25 protein-coding genes are annotated in these 26,370 nt (G+C 40.1%); 3 read left to right on the top strand and 22 right to left on the bottom strand.

The window, feature by feature from the left end; all coding sequences use genetic code 11:
• Positions 1-9: 9 nt before the first annotated feature.
• From EKM69_RS08570 to rsmG, 19 genes are all read right to left on the bottom strand, one after another.
• Complete coding sequence (locus EKM69_RS08570) at positions 10-807, bottom strand: metal ABC transporter permease (RefSeq protein ID WP_125710169.1); 798 nt, start codon at positions 805-807, stop codon at positions 10-12.
• 12 nt (positions 808-819) lie between these two features.
• On the bottom strand, positions 820-1,479 hold the full coding sequence (locus EKM69_RS08565) for a metal ABC transporter ATP-binding protein (protein WP_125710167.1): 660 nt from the start codon (positions 1,477-1,479) through the stop codon (positions 820-822).
• Positions 1,480-1,483: 4 nt separating this feature from the next.
• Positions 1,484-2,356: a metal ABC transporter solute-binding protein, Zn/Mn family gene (locus EKM69_RS08560; protein WP_125710165.1), complete on the bottom strand. Its 873-nt coding sequence runs from the start codon at positions 2,354-2,356 to the stop codon at positions 1,484-1,486.
• An 81-nt stretch (positions 2,357-2,437) separates the two neighbouring features.
• Positions 2,438-2,989: a hypothetical protein gene (locus EKM69_RS08555; RefSeq protein ID WP_125710163.1), complete on the bottom strand. Its 552-nt coding sequence runs from the start codon at positions 2,987-2,989 to the stop codon at positions 2,438-2,440.
• Positions 2,990-3,061: 72 nt separating this feature from the next.
• Entirely contained in the window at positions 3,062-3,799 is a 738-nt protein-coding gene (locus EKM69_RS08550; protein ID WP_125710161.1) for an amino acid racemase, read from the bottom strand.
• 2 nt (positions 3,800-3,801) lie between these two features.
• Positions 3,802-5,331, bottom strand: coding sequence for a UDP-N-acetylmuramoyl-L-alanyl-D-glutamate--2,6-diaminopimelate ligase (locus tag EKM69_RS08545; RefSeq protein ID WP_125710159.1), 1,530 nt, complete (start codon positions 5,329-5,331; stop codon positions 3,802-3,804).
• Positions 5,332-5,340: 9 nt separating this feature from the next.
• Positions 5,341-6,576: a D-alanyl-D-alanine carboxypeptidase family protein gene (locus EKM69_RS08540; protein WP_125710157.1), complete on the bottom strand. Its 1,236-nt coding sequence runs from the start codon at positions 6,574-6,576 to the stop codon at positions 5,341-5,343.
• A 3-nt stretch (positions 6,577-6,579) separates the two neighbouring features.
• Positions 6,580-7,713, bottom strand: coding sequence for a sensor histidine kinase (locus EKM69_RS08535; protein WP_125710155.1), 1,134 nt, complete (start codon positions 7,711-7,713; stop codon positions 6,580-6,582).
• 3 nt (positions 7,714-7,716) lie between these two features.
• Entirely contained in the window at positions 7,717-8,403 is a 687-nt protein-coding gene (locus tag EKM69_RS08530; RefSeq protein ID WP_125710153.1) for a response regulator transcription factor, read from the bottom strand.
• Positions 8,404-9,472: 1,069 nt separating this feature from the next.
• The gene (locus EKM69_RS12340) at positions 9,473-9,610 is read right to left on the bottom strand and encodes a hypothetical protein (protein WP_164505905.1); all 138 of its coding nucleotides are present in this window, start codon (positions 9,608-9,610) and stop codon (positions 9,473-9,475) included.
• A 2-nt stretch (positions 9,611-9,612) separates the two neighbouring features.
• Entirely contained in the window at positions 9,613-10,260 is a 648-nt protein-coding gene (locus EKM69_RS08525) for a DsbA family oxidoreductase (protein WP_125710151.1), read from the bottom strand.
• 93 nt (positions 10,261-10,353) lie between these two features.
• On the bottom strand, positions 10,354-11,019 hold the full coding sequence (locus EKM69_RS08520) for an ArsR/SmtB family transcription factor (protein ID WP_125710149.1): 666 nt from the start codon (positions 11,017-11,019) through the stop codon (positions 10,354-10,356).
• A 629-nt stretch (positions 11,020-11,648) separates the two neighbouring features.
• The gene (locus EKM69_RS08515; RefSeq protein ID WP_125710147.1) at positions 11,649-12,395 is read right to left on the bottom strand and encodes a DUF1129 domain-containing protein; all 747 of its coding nucleotides are present in this window, start codon (positions 12,393-12,395) and stop codon (positions 11,649-11,651) included.
• A gap of 14 nt (positions 12,396-12,409) precedes the next feature.
• Positions 12,410-13,513: a redox-regulated ATPase YchF gene (gene ychF / locus EKM69_RS08510; protein ID WP_125710145.1), complete on the bottom strand. Its 1,104-nt coding sequence runs from the start codon at positions 13,511-13,513 to the stop codon at positions 12,410-12,412.
• Complete coding sequence (locus tag EKM69_RS08505; protein WP_125710142.1) at positions 13,513-13,779, bottom strand: DUF951 domain-containing protein; 267 nt, start codon at positions 13,777-13,779, stop codon at positions 13,513-13,515. Before EKM69_RS08505 ends, ychF begins: the two co-directional genes overlap by 1 nt.
• Positions 13,780-13,787: 8 nt before the next feature.
• A complete protein-coding gene (locus EKM69_RS08500) occupies positions 13,788-14,657 on the bottom strand; it encodes a ParB/RepB/Spo0J family partition protein (RefSeq protein ID WP_125710140.1) in 870 nt (289 codons plus the stop codon).
• The gene (locus tag EKM69_RS08495; protein ID WP_125710138.1) at positions 14,638-15,414 is read right to left on the bottom strand and encodes a ParA family protein; all 777 of its coding nucleotides are present in this window, start codon (positions 15,412-15,414) and stop codon (positions 14,638-14,640) included. The genes EKM69_RS08500 and EKM69_RS08495 overlap by 20 nt, the downstream gene beginning before the upstream one ends.
• 10 nt (positions 15,415-15,424) lie before the next feature.
• Positions 15,425-16,315 carry a ParB/RepB/Spo0J family partition protein gene (locus tag EKM69_RS08490; protein ID WP_164505904.1) on the bottom strand — a complete coding sequence of 297 codons (891 nt, stop codon included), beginning with the start codon at positions 16,313-16,315 and terminating at the stop codon, positions 15,425-15,427.
• 15 nt (positions 16,316-16,330) lie between these two features.
• Positions 16,331-17,056: a 16S rRNA (guanine(527)-N(7))-methyltransferase RsmG gene (rsmG, locus tag EKM69_RS08485; protein ID WP_125710125.1), complete on the bottom strand. Its 726-nt coding sequence runs from the start codon at positions 17,054-17,056 to the stop codon at positions 16,331-16,333.
• Positions 17,057-17,402: 346 nt separating this feature from the next.
• Here rsmG and EKM69_RS08480 point away from each other — a divergent pair, with 346 nt between their 5' ends.
• Positions 17,403-18,368: an LPXTG cell wall anchor domain-containing protein gene (locus EKM69_RS08480; RefSeq protein WP_125710123.1), complete on the top strand. Its 966-nt coding sequence runs from the start codon at positions 17,403-17,405 to the stop codon at positions 18,366-18,368.
• A gap of 258 nt (positions 18,369-18,626) precedes the next feature.
• On the opposite strand, the gene EKM69_RS08475 is transcribed toward EKM69_RS08480, so the two are convergent.
• From EKM69_RS08475 to EKM69_RS08465, 3 genes are all read right to left on the bottom strand, one after another.
• Positions 18,627-18,872: a GlsB/YeaQ/YmgE family stress response membrane protein gene (locus EKM69_RS08475; protein ID WP_125710121.1), complete on the bottom strand. Its 246-nt coding sequence runs from the start codon at positions 18,870-18,872 to the stop codon at positions 18,627-18,629.
• A 144-nt stretch (positions 18,873-19,016) separates the two neighbouring features.
• Complete coding sequence (locus tag EKM69_RS08470) at positions 19,017-20,354, bottom strand: DUF3329 domain-containing protein (protein WP_125710119.1); 1,338 nt, start codon at positions 20,352-20,354, stop codon at positions 19,017-19,019.
• A gap of 84 nt (positions 20,355-20,438) precedes the next feature.
• Positions 20,439-21,812 (bottom strand): DUF6056 family protein, encoded by a 1,374-nt coding sequence (locus EKM69_RS08465; protein WP_125710117.1) that lies wholly within the window; start codon positions 21,810-21,812, stop codon positions 20,439-20,441.
• A 213-nt stretch (positions 21,813-22,025) separates the two neighbouring features.
• On the opposite strand from EKM69_RS08465, the gene EKM69_RS08460 reads away from it, so the two are divergent.
• Entirely contained in the window at positions 22,026-22,370 is a 345-nt protein-coding gene (locus EKM69_RS08460) for a hypothetical protein (RefSeq protein ID WP_164505903.1), read from the top strand.
• Between the two features lie 302 nt (positions 22,371-22,672).
• On the top strand, positions 22,673-26,370 hold a 3,698-nt coding region (locus tag EKM69_RS08455; RefSeq protein ID WP_125710113.1), incomplete at its 3' end, for a hypothetical protein.

Below are 26,370 nucleotides of genomic sequence, written 5' to 3'. Positions count from 1 at the left end.
TGATTCTCCCTAGTGGCTCAATTTCCAGTTTTTGTAGGATAGACCGATGAAGTAGGCAATTACTTCAAAGGCTGAAATAAAGAATGTTACTGGCCAATTTGTTACGAATGCTAAGTACAATCCGAGCCAAACTCCGGCCAATGACAGTCCAACTGAAACCATAAGCAACTTCGGCACTGAGTGTACCAAATATCTGGCGGTTGCGCCAGGTAAAGTTAAAAGAACGAAAACTAGCAATGATCCGACGATCTGTGCACCGATACTAACACTCAAGGCTAAAGTGATCAAAAAGACCACCGATAACATGCGGGTATTCAAGCCTGAAGCTTGGGCTCCGATGTGGTCGAAAGAATCAAAAGCTAGCGGTTTATAGCAAATAAACAAAACTACAATAACAAATATTGCCAAAATCATCAATTGATGAACTTCAGTTGAACTTATCCCTACAATACTACCAAATAAGATATTTGTCGCATAAGAACTCGATTCTGAAGATAATGATAAAAACAAGATCCCTAAACCAATGAAAAGCGATGAGATGGCACTGATCGAAGCCTCTCGTCTTGATGATTCGGTACTCAAGCTACCAACGGCGATCGAACTGATCAAGGTAAATAAAATCATTCCCGCAAGTGGTGAAATACCGATCAAAATACCAAATGAAGCTCCGGCAAAACCAATTTCCGATAAGGTATGCGAAAGGAACGACATATTTCTTGAAACAACAAAAACGCCGACGATACCAGCGGTTATTGCGATAAAAGTACTGGCGATAAAAGCTTCGCGCATAAATTCATATCCAAACATGCTTTTCCTCCCTTATTCAAACATATCTTCCGAAATTTCGTCCACTCCGATGCTCTCAACTGAATGATCTTCAAACAAAAGAGCTCGTTTAGTGTAACGTTTAGTCAAATCAGAATCATGAGTGATGAATAAGACCGTCAAACCATGTTCTTGATTTAATTTTTGGACTAAGTCCATCAATTGCACTTTAACATCGACGTCCAAACTAGCTGTCGATTCATCGAGGATCAACACTTGGGGACGACCAACTAAAGCTTGCGCTAAGTAGGCTTTTTGCTTCTCGCCACCGGAAGCTAAACCTAATGGACGATCTTTCAGATCAAGTAAATTAGTTTGCTTCAAAATAGCTTGAACATTTTCGTTATTTTTCCGTCTTTTTTGCGGATTTAAAGTAAATTTTAAGTTAAGTCGCATAAACTGTTCAATATTGAGTGGGTAATCGAGATCAATATTACGAAACTGAGGGACGTATCCGATCCGACCTTGATGGTCCATCTCGATCTCGCCACTAGTTTTCTTCTCTAATCCCATCAAGATCTTGACTAAAGTCGACTTCCCAGCACCATTGCGGCCAACGATGCTGACGAATTCGCCGTCATCGATCTTGAAATTGACGTCTTTAAAAACTACTTGCTTACCAAATTTTTTAGTAAGATTCTTTGCCTCGATCACAAGCTTACTCCTTAACTACCTTTTCGATTTGGTCCAAATTATCTGACATCCAGTCATAATATCCAACATCGCTCGGTAATGTTTCGGTGAAATAAACGATCGGAATATTGTATTTCTTGGCAGTATTCATCATTTTAGTAATAATACTGCTGGAAACTTGCTTGTTGACGACGATGAAATCAACTTGGTGATTCTTCATCCCTTGTTCCATGTCGTTAACATCTTTGATCGATGGATCGGTGTCTTCTTCGATGGCTTTAGCAAAATGATTGTCAGCAACCTTAACACCAATATCTTTCAACAAGTAATCAGGCAACGGTTCCGTCACGTAGGCGACTTTACCATTGGCTAGTTTCTTAATGGATTTTTCACGGTCTGATAAATGGTCCAGTTTGTGTGCATATTTTTTATAATTACCATAATAGTAATTTTTACTATTTGAGTCAACCCTCGACATTTGTTGGTAAACCGCTTTCGAGAGCTTTTTCATGTTGTTGACCCCGAACCAAAGGTGCTCGTTGTCACCATTTTTCTTCCCCAGAATGTTACCAAAATCGATGAAATTATTTTGTTGGCTATTGGCCGTGACCATCTTATTGACCCAGTCGTCATAGCCGAGTCCATTGGCAACGATCAGCTTAGAATCAGCGATTTGCTTAGAATTATTTGTTGAGGGCGAGAAACTGTGAGGGTCAACATTGACCGACTTAATGATCGGATCGACCTGATATTTATCGCCGACAATACTTTTGACTGGTTCGTAATAAGTATTGACCGTCGTTGTGATGACATTTTTTTGAGAATTATTTTTCGTACAGCCGGTCACTACTAAAATCATTAGTAAAATTACGGCAAAAAAATATTTTTTACGTTTCATCAACGATCTCCATGTTTTATTTCAAAATTTAAGAGGTCAAGACTGATGTCTCGACCTCTTAATAATTGTCTTTAACTTATTTTACCAAATTTGGAAATATTGACCATTAGCTGGTACTAAATAACTTCCAACTGGTGAATTTGAATTCTTAGTATAAACGTTTACTTGGTAACCCTCAACGTTATTCCAAGTAATTTTACCGTTTGAAACATATTGTGTTGTAGCTTTGTCATATGTCTTTGCCAACTTGTCCCCTAAGAAAGTTGTGGCATCACTAGCTGAGTTGATGACATCTGCATTAGCTTCAGTTGAGTTTGCTTGAGTTGATGACTTGTTGCTGTCACTAGTCTTTGAGCTAGTACTGTTGCTATCTGACGTAGTTGAACTAGCTTGTGAGCCGGTTGTCTTCGAAGCAGTTGCTGTTGAATTACTTTCGTCGTCTGCTGTGCCTTCGGTGTTAGTGCTAGCTTTAGTATCATCACTCGATTTAGTATCTGAAGCACTCGATTTGGTACTCTTCGTTTGTTCAGTATTATCGTTTGATTGTGTTGAGCTTGATGTCTGTGTGTTCGAGCATCCTGCCAACACTAAGCCCGCCAAAACAGCCGTGGTTATTGATAATTTTTTTAACATAGTAATAAGTACCTCCTGTTAACTTAAATATAAAGGGGGTTACGATTTTATTCAATATAATGTTCGATAACATTAATAAATCTTAGAAAAATCGATTTCCTCGCCTCTGCGAACTTTCATTCCTAATTCGATCGATTTGTCAGCAATGATGCTTTGAGCATCGATAACGTTAAAATCATGATCTGACGCCTTTTCTTGGGCTAAGGATAATTCCGTACAGCCTAAGACGATGACGTCGCAGTCAAATTTGTCGTGCATAGTTTGTAGAATATGATGGTATTTTTCTTTATTGACCGAACCAGCTACCTTGATGTCGTCGTAGATCAAGCTTTCAACTTCATCTTGGACTGCTTGGTCACCTAAAGAAACGTTAAATCCAGCATCCTTGATCTCATCTTCGTAAATATGATCATAAAGCGTACCTTTGGTAGCAATCAAACCGACTTTTTTAGCATTAGGATATTGCTTCTTCATCGTGGAAATTGCCAAATGTGGCATGTGAATGATCGGAATATCAGTTGCCGCTTGGATCTCATCATATAAATAATGAGCCGTATTGCAGATCATGATCATAAATGCTGGCTTTAACAAACTTTGTTGCTCAACATCTTCCTTTAGAGCTGGTAAAAAACTAGGCTGACTGTGGTCAACGATGTACGCCGTCCGATCAGGAACTGTCGCGTGGTTGACGACGATGTAATCTAAGTAATCTTGATCTTTGTTAGTCTTAGTCTTTGCATCTAGTATTCTAACGAAACTTTCAGTAGCTAAAGTCCCCATTCCTCCAAGGACTGTAAAGAAGTTTTTCATAGCTATTCTCCTTCGATATCCCTCAAGACCGATTTGGCAACGACTGGATCCGTTGGATATGGAACGTCGATCCCTTTAGTTTTTTGGTAAGGATCATCACCTTTGGCTGCCAACACGATAATGTCGCCCGGTTGTCCATTAGTGATCATCTCTTTAATGGCCTCTTGACGGTCAAGAACGATCTTCGTCGATACTTTATCATGATCGATCTTTTCATCGATCTGACGGCAAATATCGGCTGGATCTTCAAAACCAGGATCATCAGTAGTTAAGATAGCGGAATCAGCCAATTCCGTCAACACCTGTGAAAATCCGGCACGTCTGGAAATACCTTTATCGCCAGGACTACCTACCACTACTTTGATCTTAGATTCAGGATATTCTTTCCGCAAAAAGCCGAGTAGAGCTTTCATACTAGCATAGTTATGAGCATAGTCAATGAAGATAGTCCCGTGATCTTTGGAAACGATGTGTTCCATCCGACCAGGAACGTGAGCTCCTTTTAGCCCGTCATAAATATTTTTGACTGGCATCTTGATCAAACCAGTTGCCAAAACGGCCGCTGTTGCGTTGACCTCATTGAAATCACCAACTAGACCAAGTTTGTAATCACCAGCAACCTTGAGCTGTTCGGCTTTTTCAGACACAGCACTGATCGTAAATAAACTGTCCTTTAAAGTAGCTTCTTTAGAAGTCAATAAAAAGTCGAGATGGTCTTTACTTTGATCACGGCCAAATAAATAAATATCGTCAGCTGAACTAGTTTGCAAAGCTGCGTCATAAACTGTTTCAAAGTCGTTAGTATCGCGATTTATGATATTAACTTTGGAGTTTACTAACAATTGCTTCTTGCAGTACAAATAATCGGCATAAGTTGGATGTTCATTTTTACCGATATGATCAGGTGTGATGTTCAAAAAGCCGCCAATATCAAAGGTCAAGTTGTAGACACGATTTTTCTTGTAAGCTTGTGACGAGACTTCCATCACCAAGTGCGTCATCCCATTATCGACTGAACGGCGCATGTCCCGGAACAAGTCGAGTGATTCAGGCGTCGTCAAGTCAGACTTGAATTCATCTGCTGGTTTAGGTCCAACGATCCGATCGATAGTTGAAAACAAGGCGACTTTTTTAGGATAAACTTCTTTTAAAATGTCATAAATAAAGTAGGCAGTCGTAGTCTTTCCTTTTGTACCGGTGAAAGCAATGATGAACAAGTCTTTTTCAGGATGATCAAAGTACTCAGCACTCAAAACTGCCAAGGCTTTTGATGCATCGGTAACAATCAAATGATCGGCTTGGTCGTCAAACTGTTGTTCTGCCACATAAATAGCCGCACCGGAAGTTAAGGCTTGCTTTAAATAATCAGGTTTAAAATTGATCCCTTTGCAAAAAAAGATCCCATTAGTTTGATCTTCTTGAGAGTTATAACTAATATTAGTTAACACTTTATCAGGATCTGTTACCTTACTGGAAACTAGCAAATCATGTTGTTTTAGGATCTTTATGGCTTGATTGATTTTTAAACTCATGATTTCCTCCTAAAAGAGATTTTTGAAGAAGTTGGCGATATTGTCCCAAACTGAAGTCTGAGTTTTTTTCGGAGTGGTTTTTTTGATCGGTCGTTTGACGTTTGGATAGTTGATATATCCATATGGAACGTTTTTAATGATCAAATTAGCTTGTTTTTTACCGTCAGCTACATTGAATCCTAATTCATTGGCGGATTTTTTGTAAATAAAAGCGTCTGGATTGGTACCACTAAATACCCAAGCTTTGACATCACGATAAGTCTTGTATTTTTGCTTCTTGCTGACGAGGATGTCGTGGTTTTTCTTGACGACCGTCTGATATTTGTAAGAATCATTGATCAAGTGTGCCAAATTTTGAGTGACTCGGAAACGTTTGTCCTGATCATCAGTTGCACCGTGTGCATCCATGACGATCGTGACGATGCGCGTACCATTGATCGGATAAGTTCCGACAAATGAGTCCCCGGCTTGCTTCGTTGTTCCGGTCTTTAGGCCATCGAATTCGTAGCCTTCTTGATAATCGCGATTGCCCTTGAGCAACAAGTTGAGTGAGTTATAAACTTCATCACCTTGGCTAGTTGGGAAAGTCAAACTAGGTTGAGAGGTGACTTTTAAAACTTCGGGATATTCGTCCAAAATGTGTTTGACGATAATGGCAATATCGTTGGCCGATAGCTTGTTTTCACCATCTGACTTACCTAGATACATCCCTTTTTCGAGGTCGGAGTTGTTCAATCCAGAAACATTATAAATTTCTGCATCCTTAATGCCCCAGTCTTTAATCGTCTTGCGCATTAACTTGATGAAGTCAGTTTCTTTACCACTGACCTTTTGAGCTAGCATCATCGCCGCTGAATTGGAAGAAACGATCCAAGCAGCATCGTACAATTGCTTAACCGTATACTCGCGATTAGTTTCTAAAGTAACATTGGCCAACTCATCGATATTCGTCATATCTGCTTGTTCTTGGGTAGGTTTAATAGTATCAGTAAATTTCAAATCGTTTTGGTGGATGGCTTTAGTTACTAAATAAAGTGTCAAGATCTTCGTGATCGACCCGATGGCAACTTTCTTGTCAGCATTTTCGGCATACAAGATCTGTCCGGAGTTTTCATCAAAGGCTAATGACGCAGCCGAATCGACATTAGTAACGAACGATTCAGCCTTAGCTGTCTGCAGATCAAACACTGGTAGCATTAATAAAATAGCCAGTGCAATTACGACTTTTTTAAAAAAATTCTTCATTAGTTAGTCCTCATTGTTGTTTGACTTGGTCATTGGGAAATGAATAATAAATGACGTACGGTCAGCATTAGATTGGACGTCGATCTGACCACCATGCATTTTGACCATGCTTTGGGCGATCGCTAAACCGAGACCAGTTCCACCAGTTTCTTTCGAGCGTGAATCTTCCACTCGATAAAAACGGTCGAATAGTGAGTCTAGTGACTCTTTAGGGATCGGTTTACCATTGTTAGAAACCGTCACAACGATCTCTTGTGGAGTTTGCTTAGCATCCAACCACAAGTGGGTTGCTCCCTTACCATATTTGAAGGCATTCATGATCAAATTGTTGAAGACACGGCCTAATTTATCGGTATCTCCCGACATCAAGATCTTCTCAGGATCTGCCGTGACCACAATTTCCATGCCTCGCTTGTTTGCTTCAAGCTCAAAATCTGCAGAAAGCTGATCCAGCATTTGAGCCATATCGAATTTCGTCATCGATAAGGTACTGTTGGTATGCTCAACATTAGCATACTCGAATAAATCTTTGACTAAAGTCTGCATTTCAAGCGACTTTTTGTAAGCAACGTGGGTATATTTCAAAATTTGATCTAAGTCTTGATAATTCTTGCTTTCGATCAAGCCTAAATAACCAATGATCGAAGTCAAGGGTGTTCGAATATCATGGCTGACATTAGTTATCAGCTCATCCTTACTTTGCTCAGAACGACGCTGCTCCAAAATGTGCTCATTCGTATTAGCGACCAAAGAATTAATATTGTCGACCAATCCTTGTAAACGACTATTAACTTGCAAATTGATCCGTTGATTCAAGTCACCTTTAGCAATCTTGCCAAGTTCTTTTTCGATATATTCCATTTGGAACTGGCGATATGACTTCATCACGACGTGAACCGAAATGAAAACTTCCAAAATAATCACTAATGCCAGCAACAGCAGCACCCGGAAAAAACTATCGTGTGACATATCCATGCGGATCAATTCCGCGAAACTCTTACGATCAGTACTTCTAAAAAATAAATTAGATGCCATGACCAAAATGACATTTATGACCTGAAATAAAAGAAAGGTGCCTATTCCTTCAATTAGGAGGACACCCTTTTCCTTATCATTCAGTTTAATTCGCTTTTTCAAAAACTAAACCTCCACTTTATAACCTACGCCCCAAACAGTTTCGATGACCTTCTCGCCATCAGTAGCTTCTTCAAGTTTGTCACGTAAATGTGAAACATGGACCATAACTGTCTTAGCAGAAACCACACTCTCTTGTTTCCAGACACGCTCAAAAATCTCATCAGCTGAGAACACACGATTAGGGTGACTAGCCAATAAGTAAAGCACACCAAATTCAAGTGCCGTTAACTGGACTTTATTGCCAGAATCGGTTACAACTTCATGTGAATCCTTATAAATAGTAATAGGTCCAACTTCAAGCTTATCAGGAACATTCTTGGAAGTTTGTTGTGCACTACGACGAAGCAAAGATCTGATCCGAGCCATGACCTCCAACGGATTGAATGGCTTAGTAACATAGTCATCAGCTCCAGTGATCAAGCCCTGAATCTTATCCATATCGGTAGTCTTTGCGGAAACAATGATGATAGGAATTTGCGAATCCTTACGAACACGCTTAGTAACCTCAATACCATCCATATTGGGCATCATAATATCCAAAACCATCAAAGCAATATCGCTATGTTGAGCAAGAGCATCTAATGCCTCTTGTCCCGAGTTGGCAGTAATTGGCTCATAGCCTTCATTCTTAATATAAATGCTGAGCAATTCCACAATTTCTTTGTCGTCATCAACCACTAAAATCTTCATAGAAAACCCACCTAAACAACATTTTTAATACTTATGATACTATTATACAATAACAAGCAGTTTAATTCCTAACTCACAAAAAGAAAGCGAAAACCAATGAATTTCCTAAAAAAAAGACTAAGATTCATAATCATAATAATCTTCTCCCTATCAGTCCTAGCCTTCGTCCAATACAAATTCCAAACCGACCCAAAATTAACCAGCGGCCGAATCCAACTTTACGGGCAATTACTAAAAATTGCTTGTGGAGGATTTGGGCTTTACGGGTTAGTCATGTGCTTTAGAGTCAAATAGAGAGAGAGCGGAAGGCGACGGTCAGCTGCTGAGGATTAAAACACAGAGAGCGCAGGCACACGGGTAGCTGCTGAGGATTAACGCGGGTGGTCGAACAAGGTGCGGCGAAGCCGTGCCTCGACCACCTGTGTTAACCGGAGGCCGCTGTCGCCTGGAGCTCGTTTCCACTATAAAACGGGCAACGTTTGGCAAGAAAAATAGAAACGTTTGGTAACCAACCAACAGAAATTTGGCAACAAAACAATCAAAACTAGGATCTCATCAACCAAACACAAAACCAAAAAAAGACAGTAACAAAAGTAGAATCAATACAATATAAAAATGGACGAAAACCGATTTTGGTTTTCGTCTTTTATTTTTCCAACAATCAAAAACCGAAAAGATAGATCACGAAACAAGAATCGTAGGAACGAACCAAAGCTAAGTCCAACAATCCAAATCAAAACAGTACAAGCAAGAAAAAATAAGTACCGTACCCCCACAAAAAAATTGAGTTTACTTCCAACTTAGGTCCTGTGGGGGTGGAGGGAATTCGCCGTCAGCCGCGAAATTTTCGTTTGCACGGCATGGGCCGTGCTTACGAAAAGGTCAAGCTTTGAGATGTCCAAGGCGGTCTACCTTGGATAGCTCAAAGTTGGCCCGCAGCGTTCCACGGCGCAATTCCCGGAACCCCCACAGGGCCGGGAATCAACCTCAAGCAAAGCTACCAGCACCAAATAAAGTTCAAAATCTAAACAAATAAAAAAGCAAACACATAACCCGTGTTTGCTTTTCTCTACTCTTTATTACCCTTCTCAACCATCTTCCGATGGTCTTCAATGCTACAACCCTCAGGACCACAAACACCACTGTCATCAGTCCCACCAAGTTGTTCAAACACAGGCAAATCTTTTTTCTTCTCGTCGTCAGTCATAATTAAGCCTCCTCAGCTAAAACTTTCTTCAATGCACCAATCATAACATCATAAGGTTGTGCTCCAGAAATACCATACTTATTATCAAGCACAAAGAACGGTGCACCCTTAATACCAAGTTGTTGCGCTTCAACTTCGTCACTAACAACATCATTCTCAAATTCCTTACCATTCAAAACTTCTTCAACGCGGTCTTTATCAAGTCCAGCACCAGTAGCGGCCTTCAACAAAACATCGTGATCAGCAATAGATTCACCATCACTAAAGTACACCTTGTAAAAAGCATCAATAATACGTTCCATCAAAGCGTGATCATTCAACGAATCAGCCAACTTGATCAAGCGATGGGCATCCATCGTATTAGTAGGAACAGCATTCATCAAGTCGATCTTCAAGCCATCTGACTCACCCATCTGAGAAATTTGTGACATCTGTTGCTTAGCTTGCTCTTCAGACATACCATGTCCACCAGCAAAATTATCGAGCATAGATCTATCCGTAGTCTTAGGCAAAGTTGGGTCTAGTTGAAAAGACTTAAATTCCAAAGGAGTCTCATCATAAATTTGTAATTCCTTCAAAGCTTTCTTCATTCGAGTTGACCCAATATAACAAAATGGGCAGGCAATATCCGACCAGTATTTAATTTCCATGACAAACCTCCAGGTTTAAAAAATCTATTCAACTAAATGATTGAATAGTTAAATAATATCATCAAATTAATAAAAAGCAAACAAATCAGCTTTTTAAATCCCTTGTCCAACAAACTGACGCCAATCAAAATAACTCTCATTCAAGCTATAAGCATTATGACCACGCTCATTCAACAACTTAGTAGCCTGATTAGTCAAAGCACACAAATGACCACGGCAATAAACAATAACATCCTTATCAGCATCCAAAGAATCAACCTCATCAACCAACGAATCCATCGGAATATTGACAGCTCCAGGAATATGCCCAGCAGAAAACTCCTCAACCGGCCGAACATCCAAAAGCACAACATCATCCCGCTCGATCAACTTAGAAGCAGTAGAAAGATCCAAAGATCGAACAGCCTCCGAAGAATCCAGATCACGCTGAATCACCCGCATATTCGACAACTGTTGCTCACCAACATCACGAAGCAAATAAAACAAACGCTCAACCTCATCAGAAGCCAAAGAATAAACCACAAAATTTCCATCCTTAGAACAAGAAACCAAATGAGCCTCCCGCAAAACCTTCAAATGCCGAGAAGTATTAGCCACACTCATCCCAGACTCACGAGCCAAAACATCCACCGACTTAGAACACTGAGCCAACAAATCCAAAATCTCCAGCCGCTTATCAGAAGAAACCCCCTTACCAATCTTAGAAAGTTCCAAATAAAGACTATTCTTATAATCACGAGCAACATCATTAGAAGACATAAAATCACCTCAAGGGAAAAGTAAGTGCAAAAAGGATTAAATAGAAATGGGAAACAGAAATAAACTATTCAATCAAGTAATTAAATTGTACTAAATATAAAAAAAATAGCAACAAAACAGAATTATCAAAAAGAAGAAGTTCACCGCGACTTCAAGAGCGACAAAGGAGCGAGTGAAGAGCAAGGAAAAAACAAGAAGCGGAAACAGCCTAAAATACCAACCGATGAAGACAAAAACCAAGATAAAACAGATAAGGAGCAAAAACCAAAATTCTAGAAACGAAAAAAAGCAAGGGAACACAACCCAAACCAAAACAGTCTAAGCAAAAAAGAATAAGTACCGTCCCCAAACAAAAAAAAGTTTGATTGGAATTCGCCGTCAGCCGCGAAATTTTCGTTTGCACGGCATGGGCCGTGCTTACGAAAAGGTCAAGCTTTGAGATGTCCAAGGGCGGGTTTCCCTTGGATAGCTCAAAGTTGGCCCGCAGCGTTCCACGGCGCAATTCCCGGAACCCTCCACAGGACCGGCAGTGAACCACCACCCAAAATCCTACCTCCACAAAAAACAGCACAAAAAAAATCGGCAGCAAAAGCTACCGATCAAATCAAAATCAAAACCAAAATCAAACCCTAAACAAAACTACGTGTCTTAATCCCCATATATCGACGATAAAAGAATCGGCCACCATAAGCAACAACAGCCAAAATCAAGTACACAACCCCGTCCAACGGAGGATTAATCGTAGTAGGAACAAACTGCATCAAACCAAGGAACACAAACATAATAACCAAACCGGCACCCATGTACCCGATCGTAATCAAAAGACCAGGACGTTCAGACTTAGGCTTTCTCATTTGTAAGTTGAACCATGTCAATAGCACGCCCCACATAGCAGCAAGTAAAATCAAAGTAATGATACCTGTTTGATTTTGTGCCGTCTTATCTTTGCTAGTCAAACCAACGATACCGTACAACACGCCGAACAAGGCGAAGAATAGTAATGAAGTGTCGATAGCTAAAGCCCAAAATGGTGTCTTCTTCTTAGGCTTAACTGGATGAGCAATATCGCCAGCTTTTTTAGAAACTGGGCCGTACAATTGGTTAGCAGGAATACCTTTGATCTGGTTTTCGATGATCTCAGGCAACATCGCATCGATCGACTCTTTGGCTTCTGCTTCAGTAAAGTCGTCTTCAGTCAAAAACTTATTAAGTTTAAAAACGTATTCTTCGTTTTTATTACTTAATTGTTTTCTCAACTCATCAGCATCAGCACTGTTGATCTTCTCAGCAATTTGTTCTTGCCTTTCTTTCTTGGCAGAATTGCGCTTTTGCTTTTCTGCCGCCTTCTTATTTCTCTCTCTTAAATCGTCAGCCATTAATATCCTCCAGGTTAAACGTTAAATCTAAATTCGATGATGTCGCCATCTTGAACTTCGTAGTCTTTTCCTTCAAGTCCAAGTTTTCCGGCCTCTTTAACAGCTTGCTCGCTACCATATTTGTCTAAGTTATCAAATGACATAACTTCGGCACGAATAAATCCACGTTCAAAGTCAGAGTGAATAATTCCGGCAACTTGTGGTGCCTTCATACCTTCGTGGAAAGTCCAAGCACGAGTTTCTTTGCCACCGGCAGTGAAAAATGTTCTCAAGCCTAATAGCTTGTAACTAGCTTTGATCAACTTATCAAGACCAGATTCCGTAACACCTTCAGCTTCTAAAAATTCGGCTCTTTCGTCGTCATCTAATTCGGCAATTTCTTCTTCAGTTTTGGCAGAAACACCGATCACTTGAGCGTTTTCTTTTTTCGCATAGTCTTCAACAATCTTGTAGTACTTCGATGCTTCTGGGTCACCCATGTCATCTTCAGCAATGTTTGCGACGTACAAAACTGGTTTAGAAGTCAATAAGAACAAGCCTTTAACGATCTTTTGTTCATCTTCATTGAATTCGATCGAACGAACAGCGCCACCTTCTTCAAGAACTGGCTTGATCTTTTTCAAAACGGCAAGTTCAGCGATGGCTTCTTTATCTTTTGCAGAAGTAGCTTGCTTTTCAACTTTTGAATAACGTTTGTTAATACTATCAAGGTCAGCGATACCTAATTCTAAATTGATAGTTTCAATGTCATCTAGTGGATCAACTTTACCTGTAACACTAGTAATGTTGTCATCATCAAAAGCACGAACAACGTGAACGATAGCGTCAACTTGGCGAATATTTTCCAAGAATTTATTTCCTAATCCTTCACCCTTGCTGGCACCTTTAACGATTCCGGCAATATCGGTAAATTCAAAAGTCGTATGAATGATCTTCTTTGCAGGGATCAATTCGTCGATCCGTGCCAATCTCTTGTCTGGGACTTCAACCATCCCCACGTTAGGGTCAATGGTAGCGAATGGGTAGTTAGCCATCTCCGCACCAGCTTTAGTAATAGCGTTAAATAGTGTTGATTTACCAACGTTTGGTAAACCTACGATTCCGGCAGTAAGGGCCATTATAAATCCTCCTCATTATTGATAGTGTTGGGTTTCATGATCTGATTTTGCTTGAGGTAAAATTTCTCATTTGAAAAATCTACATCTGCAGCTTGTGTTGCTACTTTTTTGAATTTCTTCTTAAATTCGGCACGGGGGATCATCACAATATGTCCGCAGCCCATGCATTTTATTTTAATGTCTGCGCCGAGACGAATGATCTCCCAGCGATTGACCCCACAAGCGTGAGGCTTTTTCATCGTAATAAGATCTCCTAAATTAAACATAATATCCTCTAATCTATTTTGATTCCTAATATGTCTAAAATACGATTTAAGTCATCCGTATTGGTAAAATCGATTTCCAATTTACCGTGACCGTTACGACCTGTCTTAACAGCGACTTGTGTATCGAATTTTTCGACTAGTCGGTCTTCAGTTGCTTTAACAAAAGGCGATTTAGTCTTTGGTGCTTTTTTCTTTTTATTATCTTTCTTGCTATCAGTAGCTAATTGTTCCAATTGACGAACCGTTAAGTCTTCATCGACTGCTTTTTGCGCCAATTTTTCGATTTGATCTTGGTCCTTTAAGCTCAACAATGTTCTGGCTTGTCCCATCGACAAGGTACCACTTTGAACTAATTGCTTAGTTGAATCTGGCAAGTTCAATAGACGCAAGTAGTTAGCAATGTATGGACGACTCTTGCCTAGTCGTTGAGAAACTTGTTCTTGAGTCAAATTTAGTTTTGAGATCAACGTTTGATAAGCATCAGCTTCTTCAAGTGGCGTTAAGTCTTCACGTTGCAAGTTTTCAAGGACGGCGATTTCCATCATCCCTGATTCGCTAAGTGGACGAACGATTGCAGGGATCGTAGTCTTCTTGGCTATTTTGCTAGCACGGAATCTTCTTTCACCAGCGATGATCTCGTAACCATTGACGCTTTCACGAACAATGATCGGTTGGAAAACGCCGTTTTGATCGATCGATTTTGCTAGCTCATTTAAAGCATGTTCATCGAAGGTCTTTCTAGGTTGATAAGGGTTGGGACGGATTTGGTCTAAATCAAGGTCAACAACAGTTTCACTGTTTTCGTCGATCGCTTCGAATTCGGAAAAAATCGCATCGATCCCTTTGCCTAATCCTTTTTTATTTTTGCTTGATGCCATTACGCTTTAGTACCTCCTTGGCTAATGAAGTATAAGCCTCCGCACCACGTGAACGGTCGTCAAAATCGACGATCGGTAGTCCATAACTAGGAGCTTCTGCCAATGTTGTATTTCTAGGCACGATCGATTTGTATACACGATCGCCAAAGTATGATTTGACCTCATCAACAACTTGTTTTCCGAGGTTAGTTCTTGAATCTAGCATAGTTAATAAAACGCCTTCGATTTCTAAGTCAGAATTGAAGTGTTTTTGTACTAGTCTAATTGTATTTAATAGTTGGCTTAAACCTTCCAAAGCATAGTATTCACTTTGAACAGGAATAAGGATGGAATCACTTGCTGTGAAAGCATTCGTTGAAAGCTGACCTAATGAAGGTGGACAATCGATCAAGATGAAGTCATATTGATCGTCCACGCGATCGATCCCAGCTTTAAGGCGCGTTTCACGTGCCATCATTGAAGTTAATTCCATTTCAGCACCAGCTAATTGGATGGTAGCTGGAACGATATCGAGATTATCGTGTTTTGAGTGAATGATCGTTTGTTCTAATGGATGCTCATTGACCAAAACGTCATAGACATCTTTGACTACGTTAGCTTTTTTGATGCCTAGTCCACTAGTGGCGTTACCTTGTGGGTCAACGTCGACAATCAAGACTCTTTGGCCCATGTTAGTTAAGCATGCGCCCAAATTAATGGTCGTTGTGGTCTTACCAACGCCACCTTTTTGATTTGCAATGGATATTTTCCGTGCCATCTTATTCCCCTTAATCTTCAAGGTCGTCATCATGGATCCTGATGTCAATCTCGTAAAATCCTTTTTTCTTATCTTCAACGAAACTTACGGAAGTTCCGTTTTTCTTCATCTTAGCAATGCTTGCTTTGACGTCTTCAATGGAAGTATTGATGTTGTATTCATTGCTAGACTTCTTAGGTTGAGCCTTTTCAGCTGATTCGCCTGACTCTGTGGCCGTTTCTGCTTTATTTTCGGCTTTTTTAGCTTCGTCTTTTGCGGTGAATTTATCAACTAAAGCCTTAGTATCCTTTACGTTCATGCCTTTATCGAGGATCTTGCTCAAGACTTTGTTTTGTTGATCTTGATCTAGACGCAACAATTCCCGTCCGTGACGAGTACTGATCTTTTCGTTAGCTAAAGCTTCCAAAACGTCATCACTCAATGAAAGTAGACGCAACTTATTAGCGACATATGATTGACTCTTGCTTAAACGGTTAGCTAATTCAACTTGAGTAATATTCTCTGAATCTAGAACCTTGCGGTAGGCACGAGCTTCTTCAACTGGATTCAAGTTTTCCCGTTGAACGTTTTCGATCAACGCCATTGAAGCTGTTTCTTCGTCGTCCAGTTCCTTAACGATGACTGGGACCTTGTGCCAGTTTAATTTCTTTAGAGCACGGAATCTTCTTTCACCAGCGATGATCTCATATTGACCATCTCCATATGAACGTACGACCATTGGTTGCAATAAACCGTGTTCGCTGATGGTTTGTGATAGTTCAGTAATACTCTTTTCGTCGAAATCAGTACGTGGTTGATAGCGATTTGGAATGATCTTATCCAAACTAACTCTAATTACACGACCTCTAGTAGCATCCCCATTACTTGTTGTCTTTGGATTATCTTCTGATTTTAATGCCACGATCTTTCCTCCCTGCTATTTGATTAATGGTTTTCTAGAAGGCGTCCCGGGCTTTCTAGGATATTTCTTCGGTGTGTCTTTCGTTTTGCTTACAAAAATTAAATTACGCAAACCTGCGGAATTTGGCAGCTCGAATTCTTCTTGTTTATCGATCTTTCCACCTAAAGTGGCAATAGCGAATTTAGCTTCCATCAATTCTTCGTTAGCCTTGTCAGCCTTCATAGCGATGAATTGACCACCTTTTTTAACGAACGGCAGACACAACTCCGTCAACACAGTCATTGATGCCACAGCACGCGCTGTAACTAAATCAAAACTTTCACGGTATTGTTTGTTTTGTCCTAATTCTTCAGCCCGACCATGGACTAAGTTTACATCCTCAAGGCCTAACTTATTGACCAATTGGCTTAAAAAATTGATTCGCTTATTGAGTGAATCAATGATAGTAACTTTTAAATTAGGATTAACGATCTTGAGCGGGATCGAAGGGAAACCTGCACCGGATCCAACGTCGCAGATCGAAAGGTCATCTTTGATCAAAGCATCATCAAAAAAGTCTAAGATCAGCGAATCATAAAAATGCTTCAAATAAACTTGTTCTTTCTCATTAATCGACGTCAAATTCATGACTTTGTTAGTTTCCACTAGTTCATGAAAATACGTTTCAAACTGCGACTTTTGCGTATCGTTTAATTCGATACCTTTTTGAGCTAATGCTTCAAAAAATTGTTCAGGTGTCATTCAATTCCTCCAGCCGTGAAACACTATGTTTCACACCTATTTATCGTATATTAAATAAAACGTTAATTCAATGGTATGTTAAATTTCTATCTCTTTCATTATATAGAAGAAATTGGAAAAAATTACGGTTTTGCGAAAAAATCCTTAACTAAATAATGGTAATATTTTTCGTTCGTTTATTCAAACGACTCAGGTAACATTCTTGGAGATATAAATTTTTATGTAGTAATAATAATATCTTCAATATGCATTTTTTGAACTAGTTTCAATTATTGGCATTATAGTGGAGTTGATGTTTGAGAATTATATTTCTCGATCAATATATATATGAACAAGGACTGGCATTATGAAAATGAAAGAATTGGAAATCACTCATAATAATAAAGTAACCTTGATCAGCAAAGTTGTCTTGGCTGGGATCATCGCCTCATCGATCGGACTAGCTAGTGTTCACGCTGATACCGTTAATGCTGATACCACGCAAACTTCCACTACTTCGATTCAAGCAGCACCAACTGGCAATATCCCATCAGACTATGATTACTCATACGTTGGCATCCCTTCTTGGCAAGAAATAGATGAAGAAGGCGCAGTTGCTCAACAATACAACGATGCCCTCGCTGCTGAAAATGCCCACTTAGCTGAAGTTGAAGCTGGCGAAGCTCCAACTCATTACTCACCTATCACTTTAAGCGAGCCAACTACTCCTACACCTGAAACCACTAATGGTAACACCTTACAACCTGGTGATGAGATGGAAGTAATCGATGGAGTTTCATACATAATTACCGCATCTGGTCAAAAATACAAACAAGCAAGTTCACTACCAACTTGGGGATATTTTGATTATTACAAGGATGAGATTCAAGCAGATCAAGCAGCCATAGCAAATGATAAGGCTGAAGAGGCTGCATATGAACAAGGCAGTACCGCCCCAACTAACGTTTCTTACAGTGGCGCCAACCAACAAGCCAATTATTCACCCACTAGCCAAGCTACAGCTCCTAGTTCATCTGCAAGTCCAACAAGCGCAGCAAGTTCAACAAGTCCAGTAGCAAATGGAGCTAGCAACACCTTTGGAACTGCAGCAACTAGTCCTAAACAATCAAGTGCTTTACCTGATTCATCATCTAGCGCTTCTCCAATGACCAGATTTCCACAAACTGGCAATAAAACAAACTACGGTCTAACTATTATAGGTGTAATTTTAGCTGCAGTAGCTTCAGGATTAACTTATGTCAAAGTAACCGGCAAAAAACTTTTTAACAATATATTTGGAAATCTTCACAATTTATTCACATTTTCCAAATAATTTATTCACGTCTGACCGTTACTATATTACTTGTAGATAAGAGTTACGAATTCTTATCTCTCCCCCCTATAACATAATATTTAATCCCTAAATATAAATATTTACTTAAATAACACTCCTCCCCAGAGTGTTATTTTTTTGCCCTAATTTACGGCAAATTAAAAGTGCCCTGTTCTGTATTCTGAATAGGGCACTTTTTTCTGTATCCGTTATAACGGTCAATATTTTTATGTAACTTTCTAGCAATTGCTTCATCTGCTAATTTAATTTCTGAACTACAAATGAAACAATCACTACTAGGATCACTGCTCCAATCAAAGAAGGGATTATAGCCATCCCTGCAAGCTGTGGGCCCCAAGAACCAAGTAGTGCTTCACCTAAAGCTGAACCTACGATACCAGCAATAATATTGCTGACGCACCCCATGGCTTCACCTTTCTTAGTAATTGATCCCGCAAGAGCACCAATAATTGCTCCGACAATGATAACCCATATCCAATGCATACGATCACTTCCTTCTTATTTGATGTATCAATTATATCTTATGTATAATTTTTCAGCAAGAAGAAGTATAAATATTTTTGTTTTATGGCAACTATTTTCCAAAATAAAAGCCGCCCACCTATTTTGAAATGAGCGGCTTGCTTTTTAAAATTTACCGGATATTTGATCGATGCCAAAGAACTTGGCGACCCACATATTCATCCATGCTCCACTGTTAGTGTCGAGCAAAAGCGTCCCTTTAAAGGCATTGTAGTCGCTCTTAGGTGTCAATACCATAGGCACGGTGACGGATTTCTTGTGTTCGTCTTTAGCCTTTTCTATGACTTGATATTGTCTTTCAGCTTGGATGTAAGTCGTATTGATATCAATGTAAGCCGTTCGATAGCTGACCATGAACATGACCAAGATCACTAATGATATGGCAGCTTCGGCGAAGAAATTCAAATTTCCTAGTAGCGAATACACTAGGATGAAAAAGGTAATAGCGAGGAAAACTGTGGCACCAAATAAAGTTCTTAGCGGATATTCTGGCGACATCACCAAAACAACGATTGACAAGATGTGGCCGACTAAGAAAACCACGGCTGACAGCAAAAGATCCTTGTTCAGCTTTTTCATTAATAGGCCAGCAACTAACAAGATCAAAATGATCAAGTAGAACCACTTATATTGATGGACAACTAATTGCTTCAAACCAATCATTGCTTGGTAGTAGCTATGTGGCTTGTCACCTCTAGCTTGTGAACCGGGTGAAAAATACATTACTAAAAAGCCGATCAGTCCAAAAATTGAAGTTATTAGTGAATACCAGTCGATTTTTTTCGATTGGATGTATTTAACTACCGCAAACAAGAAAATGATCACGATAGCCGCCGGTCCAGAGTTTTCGTTCGTAGCTCCGGTCAAAAATCCGAGTATAACTGCAACAATCCCCAGCCAAATCGTTTCTTTTTGATGCTTCAAGGCTATCAAGATCGTTCCTAAATAAATCAAACTTGTCCACAAATAATTGCCTGATCCTGAGACCCACAAGACCGTTTGGCCAAATGAAGGAATCGCAAACCATAAGTAAACAAAAATTGCGACTAGTAACCACCAATTAGTTTTCACCTTCGTCAAAGTAGAGGAAGTTTTCGCAATCAAGAACATCAAAGCGATGAAAGCTAAACTGTTACAAATGTTGAAGACCACTTTCGTATCGAATTGCATGAAAAATTGCACGATCGAGTGGGCCACAAAACGACCATTCCACAGCATGTAATGATTGTACATCGAATGTGGAATACTCAAAGTACTAATGACCGGACCAGCGTCAGGTGCATAAGTACTTTGGTAAAAAAAGCGATAAACATAGTCGTCCGCCACGTATAGCGTCTTCGAGTTCAACAATAACATTGCTGAAAAAACTGCAATCAAAAATATTCCTGATAACAGCCAATTGAACCAACGACTATTAATAGTATTTGAAATCCTTTTATTCATAATTACCCCACTACTACCTATAACAATATTTACTATCCAATTTAACCATAAAAAAGCTTAGTCTCCAAACTGGACTAAGCCTACTTAATTCATTATTGCGACGACTCTTTTATCGAACGCCTGCCAAAATTTATTTTTTGACGAAAAATTTTTGTTTTGGAGCTGTTCAAAGATCTTTGACCATTCAGAATACTCCACGACGGCCACAGAACGGCTGCGATCCTTAACGTAATACGTCGTTAAATTCCCATCGATATCCGGTTCGGCCCAGATCCGTTTCTTATCGGCATACTGTAAGAAATATTGGACGGTTCTTGGTTGGGTGTTTTGATACTTAAAATAAGCAACCTGCATTTGATAAGTATCGCCGTATCCCTTAGCGACAGTATCCATCTTCCAACCAGCTGCTAAAAAGACTAGCAGCAAAACTGGAACAACGAACTTGTTGGCTTTGACAAGCCAAGGATCGACCGTAACCGTAATGATAGTTGCTGCAAAAACATAAGAAGCAAAAAGACAGCGAGCACCAAACGGAGAAACCACCACAAACGGCAAGATCACGGCGAAACCTGAAATCAACAGTGCCAGATCAACAATCTTTCGTCTTTTATCTTGAGTTTTCCAGCTGTAGAAGATTACTGCGATCGTAAAAATTGCGACTATGATCAACAAAGTGGTCAATTTAGGTCCCGTCACATGTTTGGCAAAGTATGTAAATAAGGTCGACTTATTTTCACCACCGCTGATCGAGCGGTAACCATCTTTTCCGAAAAGAACGTTCAAATATGCTCCATTGACGAACATCAAAATAGCTCCTAAAAAATTCCCGATCATTCCGGTATAAAACATTTTTTTGAAACTGTCACCGAATTGCTTGCGTAAGAAGAAATAGATCAACACATCATTAAAGATATTTAAGATCGTAATATGTTCGGCAAAAAATTGACTAGCCAATGCGAAGATAAAAAACAAGACCATCGTCGACTTTTTATACACAATTTCAGGTGTTTGATAATTTTTTACCACTAAATATAAGAGAGTCAGTGGAAAGATCAAGGATGGCGCATAATTGGCAAATCCTGCATGCCACCCGAGGATCTGCTGGAACAAAATAGTCGGCATTAATAATAGGAAAATTCCCATCAGACTGGCGGCAAACAAATCATCTTTTTTGCCATTTTTCAACTGGGTCGAGATTTTTTGCACTAAATACATGATCAAAGTCATCACGAGCCCATAAGCGATGAATGCGACGATTGGATATCTAGTTATGATGATCACCAAAACGTCACCAAGGTAGCGTCCGTCATAATACGTGAAGAGATTAGTAGAAAAATAGCTGACTCCAAAATAATTGCCCCAATTAATATCGTCACCTAGCAAAGGCATGGAATAACCAATGAATCCAAATAAAAGAAATGATATCAAATAAAAAATGGTTTTAACCGTCTTTGACATGAAAACTCTCCCGTTTTTTGTTGTTTACAATGATACACCATGGCAAAACTCTTTATAACTACTTTAATCGTTAACTATAAGAATATAATTGGAGTTTGCGCTAAATTTAACATTACAAAAAAACATTATACCGTTATATTTGATGCATTTCAGCCAATGTAAATTATTCATTCATTTTCATTTACGCATTCATTATATAACGTTACAATTGACATGAGATCTAGTGGTCTCTTTTTCATTCAAATCTTACAGACAGGTCGTGATCACATGTTACGAAGATTGCACGATTTCATCAAAGAAAAGTATGAGAACGGAGAATACCAACAGGCCGCTGACAGTTATTACAGCTGGAAAAGCAGCATCAAGGCTGACATTACTGACGATTATCAATTAGGATACGATCAAGCGAGATCCGATTTTGAAAATCATCGAAGCTTTCATCACTACCCCGACAAAATCGTCAGCCTCACTAACAACGCTTTTGATCATAAGTCAGAAGAAGTTATCCAATTCATCCGCGGATATAATGCAGGTGTCGAATCCACTAAGATTAAATAAATTAAGCCATATTCACTAGTCAAATTGTGAATATGGCTTTTTAATTTTCTTAAATTTTAAATGTGCATGAAAAAAATTACAATATTGTTTTTTTCATATATCTCCATCTTTTAAGAAATAGTTAATTACCAAATACTATTTGCTTATGTATAAAACCACACAATCACATTTTCTGTACATAACATTTAAATATAAATACGCATTACAGTTATCATTTTTAGTTATTGGGATTACGATAAGTAGTGGATATATAGATTATGAAATAGACCAATATAGGATTTATTTACAAAGAAGGTCTATTTATGAGAGCAAACAAACTTAGCAAATTCAACAAAATCAAATACAAGGACCTTGCTATCGCCGTAGCGCTTAGCGGAGCTTCATTGCTACTTGTCCCGACAACTGCTCAAGCTGATGCTACTAATACACCTTCGAGTGATCAAGAGTCTTCTGTTACTCAAACGCAAAAGAAAGTTAGCGCCCCTAACATGTCTAACACAACCATCGGGTCGATAACTCCGAATTTATCTGATAATTTAACTAAAACAGCCTCAATTAGCACTGATGAAACAGAAACAACAAATACATCCCTTGAAAAATCAAATACTACGCCATCAACTGCCGAAACGACTCCAGTGTACAACGAGCCACAAAACACTGCGACGGCAACTGCGACAGCCACACAAACGAAAAATACTGCACCCATATCTGAAAGCAACGACACGAGTAGCCAACCTGCAAACGAGACTAGCACGTTGACTGAACCTACGCCAACCGTCGAATCAACCACGCTGACTAGTTCAGCTACTGATTTAAAACCAGCTTCCTACGCAGTAGTAAACGGTCAAACTCAGGCACCTTATTCGATTCCTGCAAATGGTGTTTCCGTTGCTAACATTCCTAATTCAAGTCCTGTCAACGGAAAATGCAACATTTACATCCAAGCGGTTGATTTATCGGGCAAGCCCTACGGAACAAAACAGCTCGCTAGTTCCGTTCCAACAAATGTTTCTACTGCAATATTTTGGAACTGGAGATCTGAGGAATATTTAAGTAACTCATTTAAAAATGTTCATTATTCTTTAAATCCATGGTCACCTACTTATAACTCAGCTCCTTTTAATTTTGACATCACTGACAAGGACGTTATCGTCTCGGTATACATGGTCAGACCATCAATGTCCGCTCACTTTGTTTATTACGATGAAACAGCCGAGAAAGTTATAGCTGGTGGGAGTTTTCCTTATTCATACAACGATCATCCCGAATTTCAAACTTCCGGAGTTCGGCCACCAATGGCGGTCTTGTCTGACGGCAAGTTAACGGTCGATGATTCTTCCGATTTTGACATGACTAATATCGATGCTGTTAACTACTTCGGTCCGACTGGAATGATTTTTAACAACAGTTCCTATGTTTTGGACCTAGCAAAAAGCGGCAATGTCACTCCACTCGACTATGCACAATGGCCACTGGAAGATTTCACAAAAGTCTTTTATTACAAGGAAGCTACCGCACCAGCAATTACCGTCGATGCCGTTGATCAATACGGAGATCTACTAAAAACTTTTAGTAATACACAACTAAGCTCCACAAATACAATGATCAACGCCGACGATTTATTGCCCGATAGTGACGATATTTCGATAGCTAACAATACATTTGCTGGCATCAACATTATCAAAAGTGGAAGTGTCTCAGGTCAACCTGACGAAACTGATACTTACCAAATGACTCCTACCCAATATGCCGACTTTTTAAATGGTCAGCATTCTTACGATTCTCGTTTGCTGGGTGACTATCAAAAAGTCGAAATCCAATTAGCCTACAAAGTTGACACGGTAAAGCTTTACATTCAACCAGTCGACCCAGTTGGCAATAAAGTTGGCGATCCAATTCCTGTGGGAGTAGGATCAATTGGCAAAAATGCGACAATTTTTGCGCCACCAGTTACTGGATATAGTCCACAAGTAGCTTCCGTAAGTGTAATCGTCCAACCTGACCAAGGTCCTATCAACTTTCCTTACATTTCTGCAACCGATATTGATCCTAGTCACGGTGGCACTTACTTGTACGAAGGTGGTTTCGACAAATTACCTGACAGTGGTGTAATCATCACTAACACCGGTGCGGTTTCCACTGATCCAACAGCAGAACACACGATCAGTGTCCAAGCTGTCGACACCGACGGTAACCCACTAGGAGCAGCCATTCCAGTAACTTCCGCAACCGCCAATACGACCGCAGAGTTAGACTGGTCAAATAGCCTGATCTCGTTATTGAATAAGTCGGTTCCAAACGTCAGCCAATATCAACTTTGGAACGCCGATGCACTAGTTGGGTCATTAAGTGTCCCTGTAAAAACTCAAGATGTCGTAGTTGACGTTATTTACGCTTTACCAAAAGTCACGACAACCTTCAATTTCGTTGATATGACCACTGGAAAAACATTATTAACGGAAACAAACACTTGGGATCTCAACGATCCTACTAACGGTTACACTTATAAGACTCAAGGAATTAGACCACCAATGACAGTTATTGACTCAACGACTGGTCAATTAGTAGCTGATGACCCTTCATCTGATCCAGTCACAGATCCAGCTGATTTACCATTCTTTGGACCAGCTGGAAACATCTACAACACAGGTGCTTACCAACTAAATTCCTTAATGAGTGGCTTAACGACCCCAACACGTTACATCAAATGGCCTTCAGCTAATTTAACCAAGACCTTTAACTACATGGAAAGTCCTGACCCAACGTTCACAGTTGATTCGGTCAACCAAAATGGTACTGTCATTAAGACTTTTTCTGCACCAACTGTAGTCAGCACCTTGCCAGCACCACAACTCAAAATGACTGACCTTTATCCAGCAGACGCTGACACTCAGATCAATGGATACACCTTAACTGGATTCCACGTACATGCAACAGGCAGTTACTTCAACGGCACAGATTACGACAACACCGTAGCAATGACCCCTGACCAATACGCACAATTCATCAACAGTCCAGGAGCTCAATCAACCATCGACGAACGTGCCCTAGCAGCCCATCAAAATTACCACATTCAAATGACCTACGTCGGAAACAACTTCAACTTAACTGTCCAACCAGTAGACGAAACCGGCGCAAAAATCGGCGACCCAATCACCGTAGGAACAGGCCAAGTTGGCTCAACATCAACAATAACAGCACCTCAAGTCTCCGGTTACCAAGCAGTAACACCAACATCAGAATTAGTAGTAGCCCCTTATCAGAGTTCTGTCTCAGTAACTTACAAGAAAGCTGCAACGGTAGACCCTGGCACCACAGGAACCGGAACTACAACTGGTGGCTCTGATTCTGGTAACACTGGTTCTGGAACTACTACTGGTAGCTCTGATTCTGGTAACACTGGTTCTGGAACTACTACTGGCGGATCTGACTCTGGAAGCACTGGCACAGGTTCTACTACTGGTGGTTCTGATTCTGGTAGCACTGGTTCTGGCTCTACTACCGGTGGATCTGACTCTGGTAGTACTGGCACAGGTTCTACTACAGGCGGTTCTGATTCTGGTAACACTAGTTCCGGAACTACTACTGGTGGCTCCGATTCTGGCAACACTGGTTCTGGAACTACTACTGGCGGATCTGACTCTGGAAGCACTGGCACAGGTTCTACTACTGGTGGTTCTGATTCTGGTAGCACTAGTTCCGGAACTACTACTGGTGGCTCCGATTCTGGCAACACTGGTTCTGGAACTACTACCGGTGGTTCCGATTCTGGTAACACTGGTTCCGGCACTACTTCCGGTGGCTCTGATTCTGGTAACACTGGTTCTGGCTCTACTACCGGTGGATCTGACTCTGGTAACACTGGTACAGGAACTACTACTGGTGGCTCCGATTCTGGTAGTACTGGCACTGGTTCTAATACTGGTGGCTCCGATTCTGGTAACACTAGTTCCGGAACTACTACTGGTGGCTCCGATTCTGGCAACACTGGTACTGGAAC

Source organism: Companilactobacillus zhongbaensis, assembly GCF_003946515.1.
Taxonomy (GTDB): Bacteria; Bacillota; Bacilli; order Lactobacillales; family Lactobacillaceae; genus Companilactobacillus; species Companilactobacillus zhongbaensis.
The sequence above is the reverse complement of the archived record's forward strand: the minus strand, read 5'-3'. Positions and strand labels throughout refer to the sequence as shown.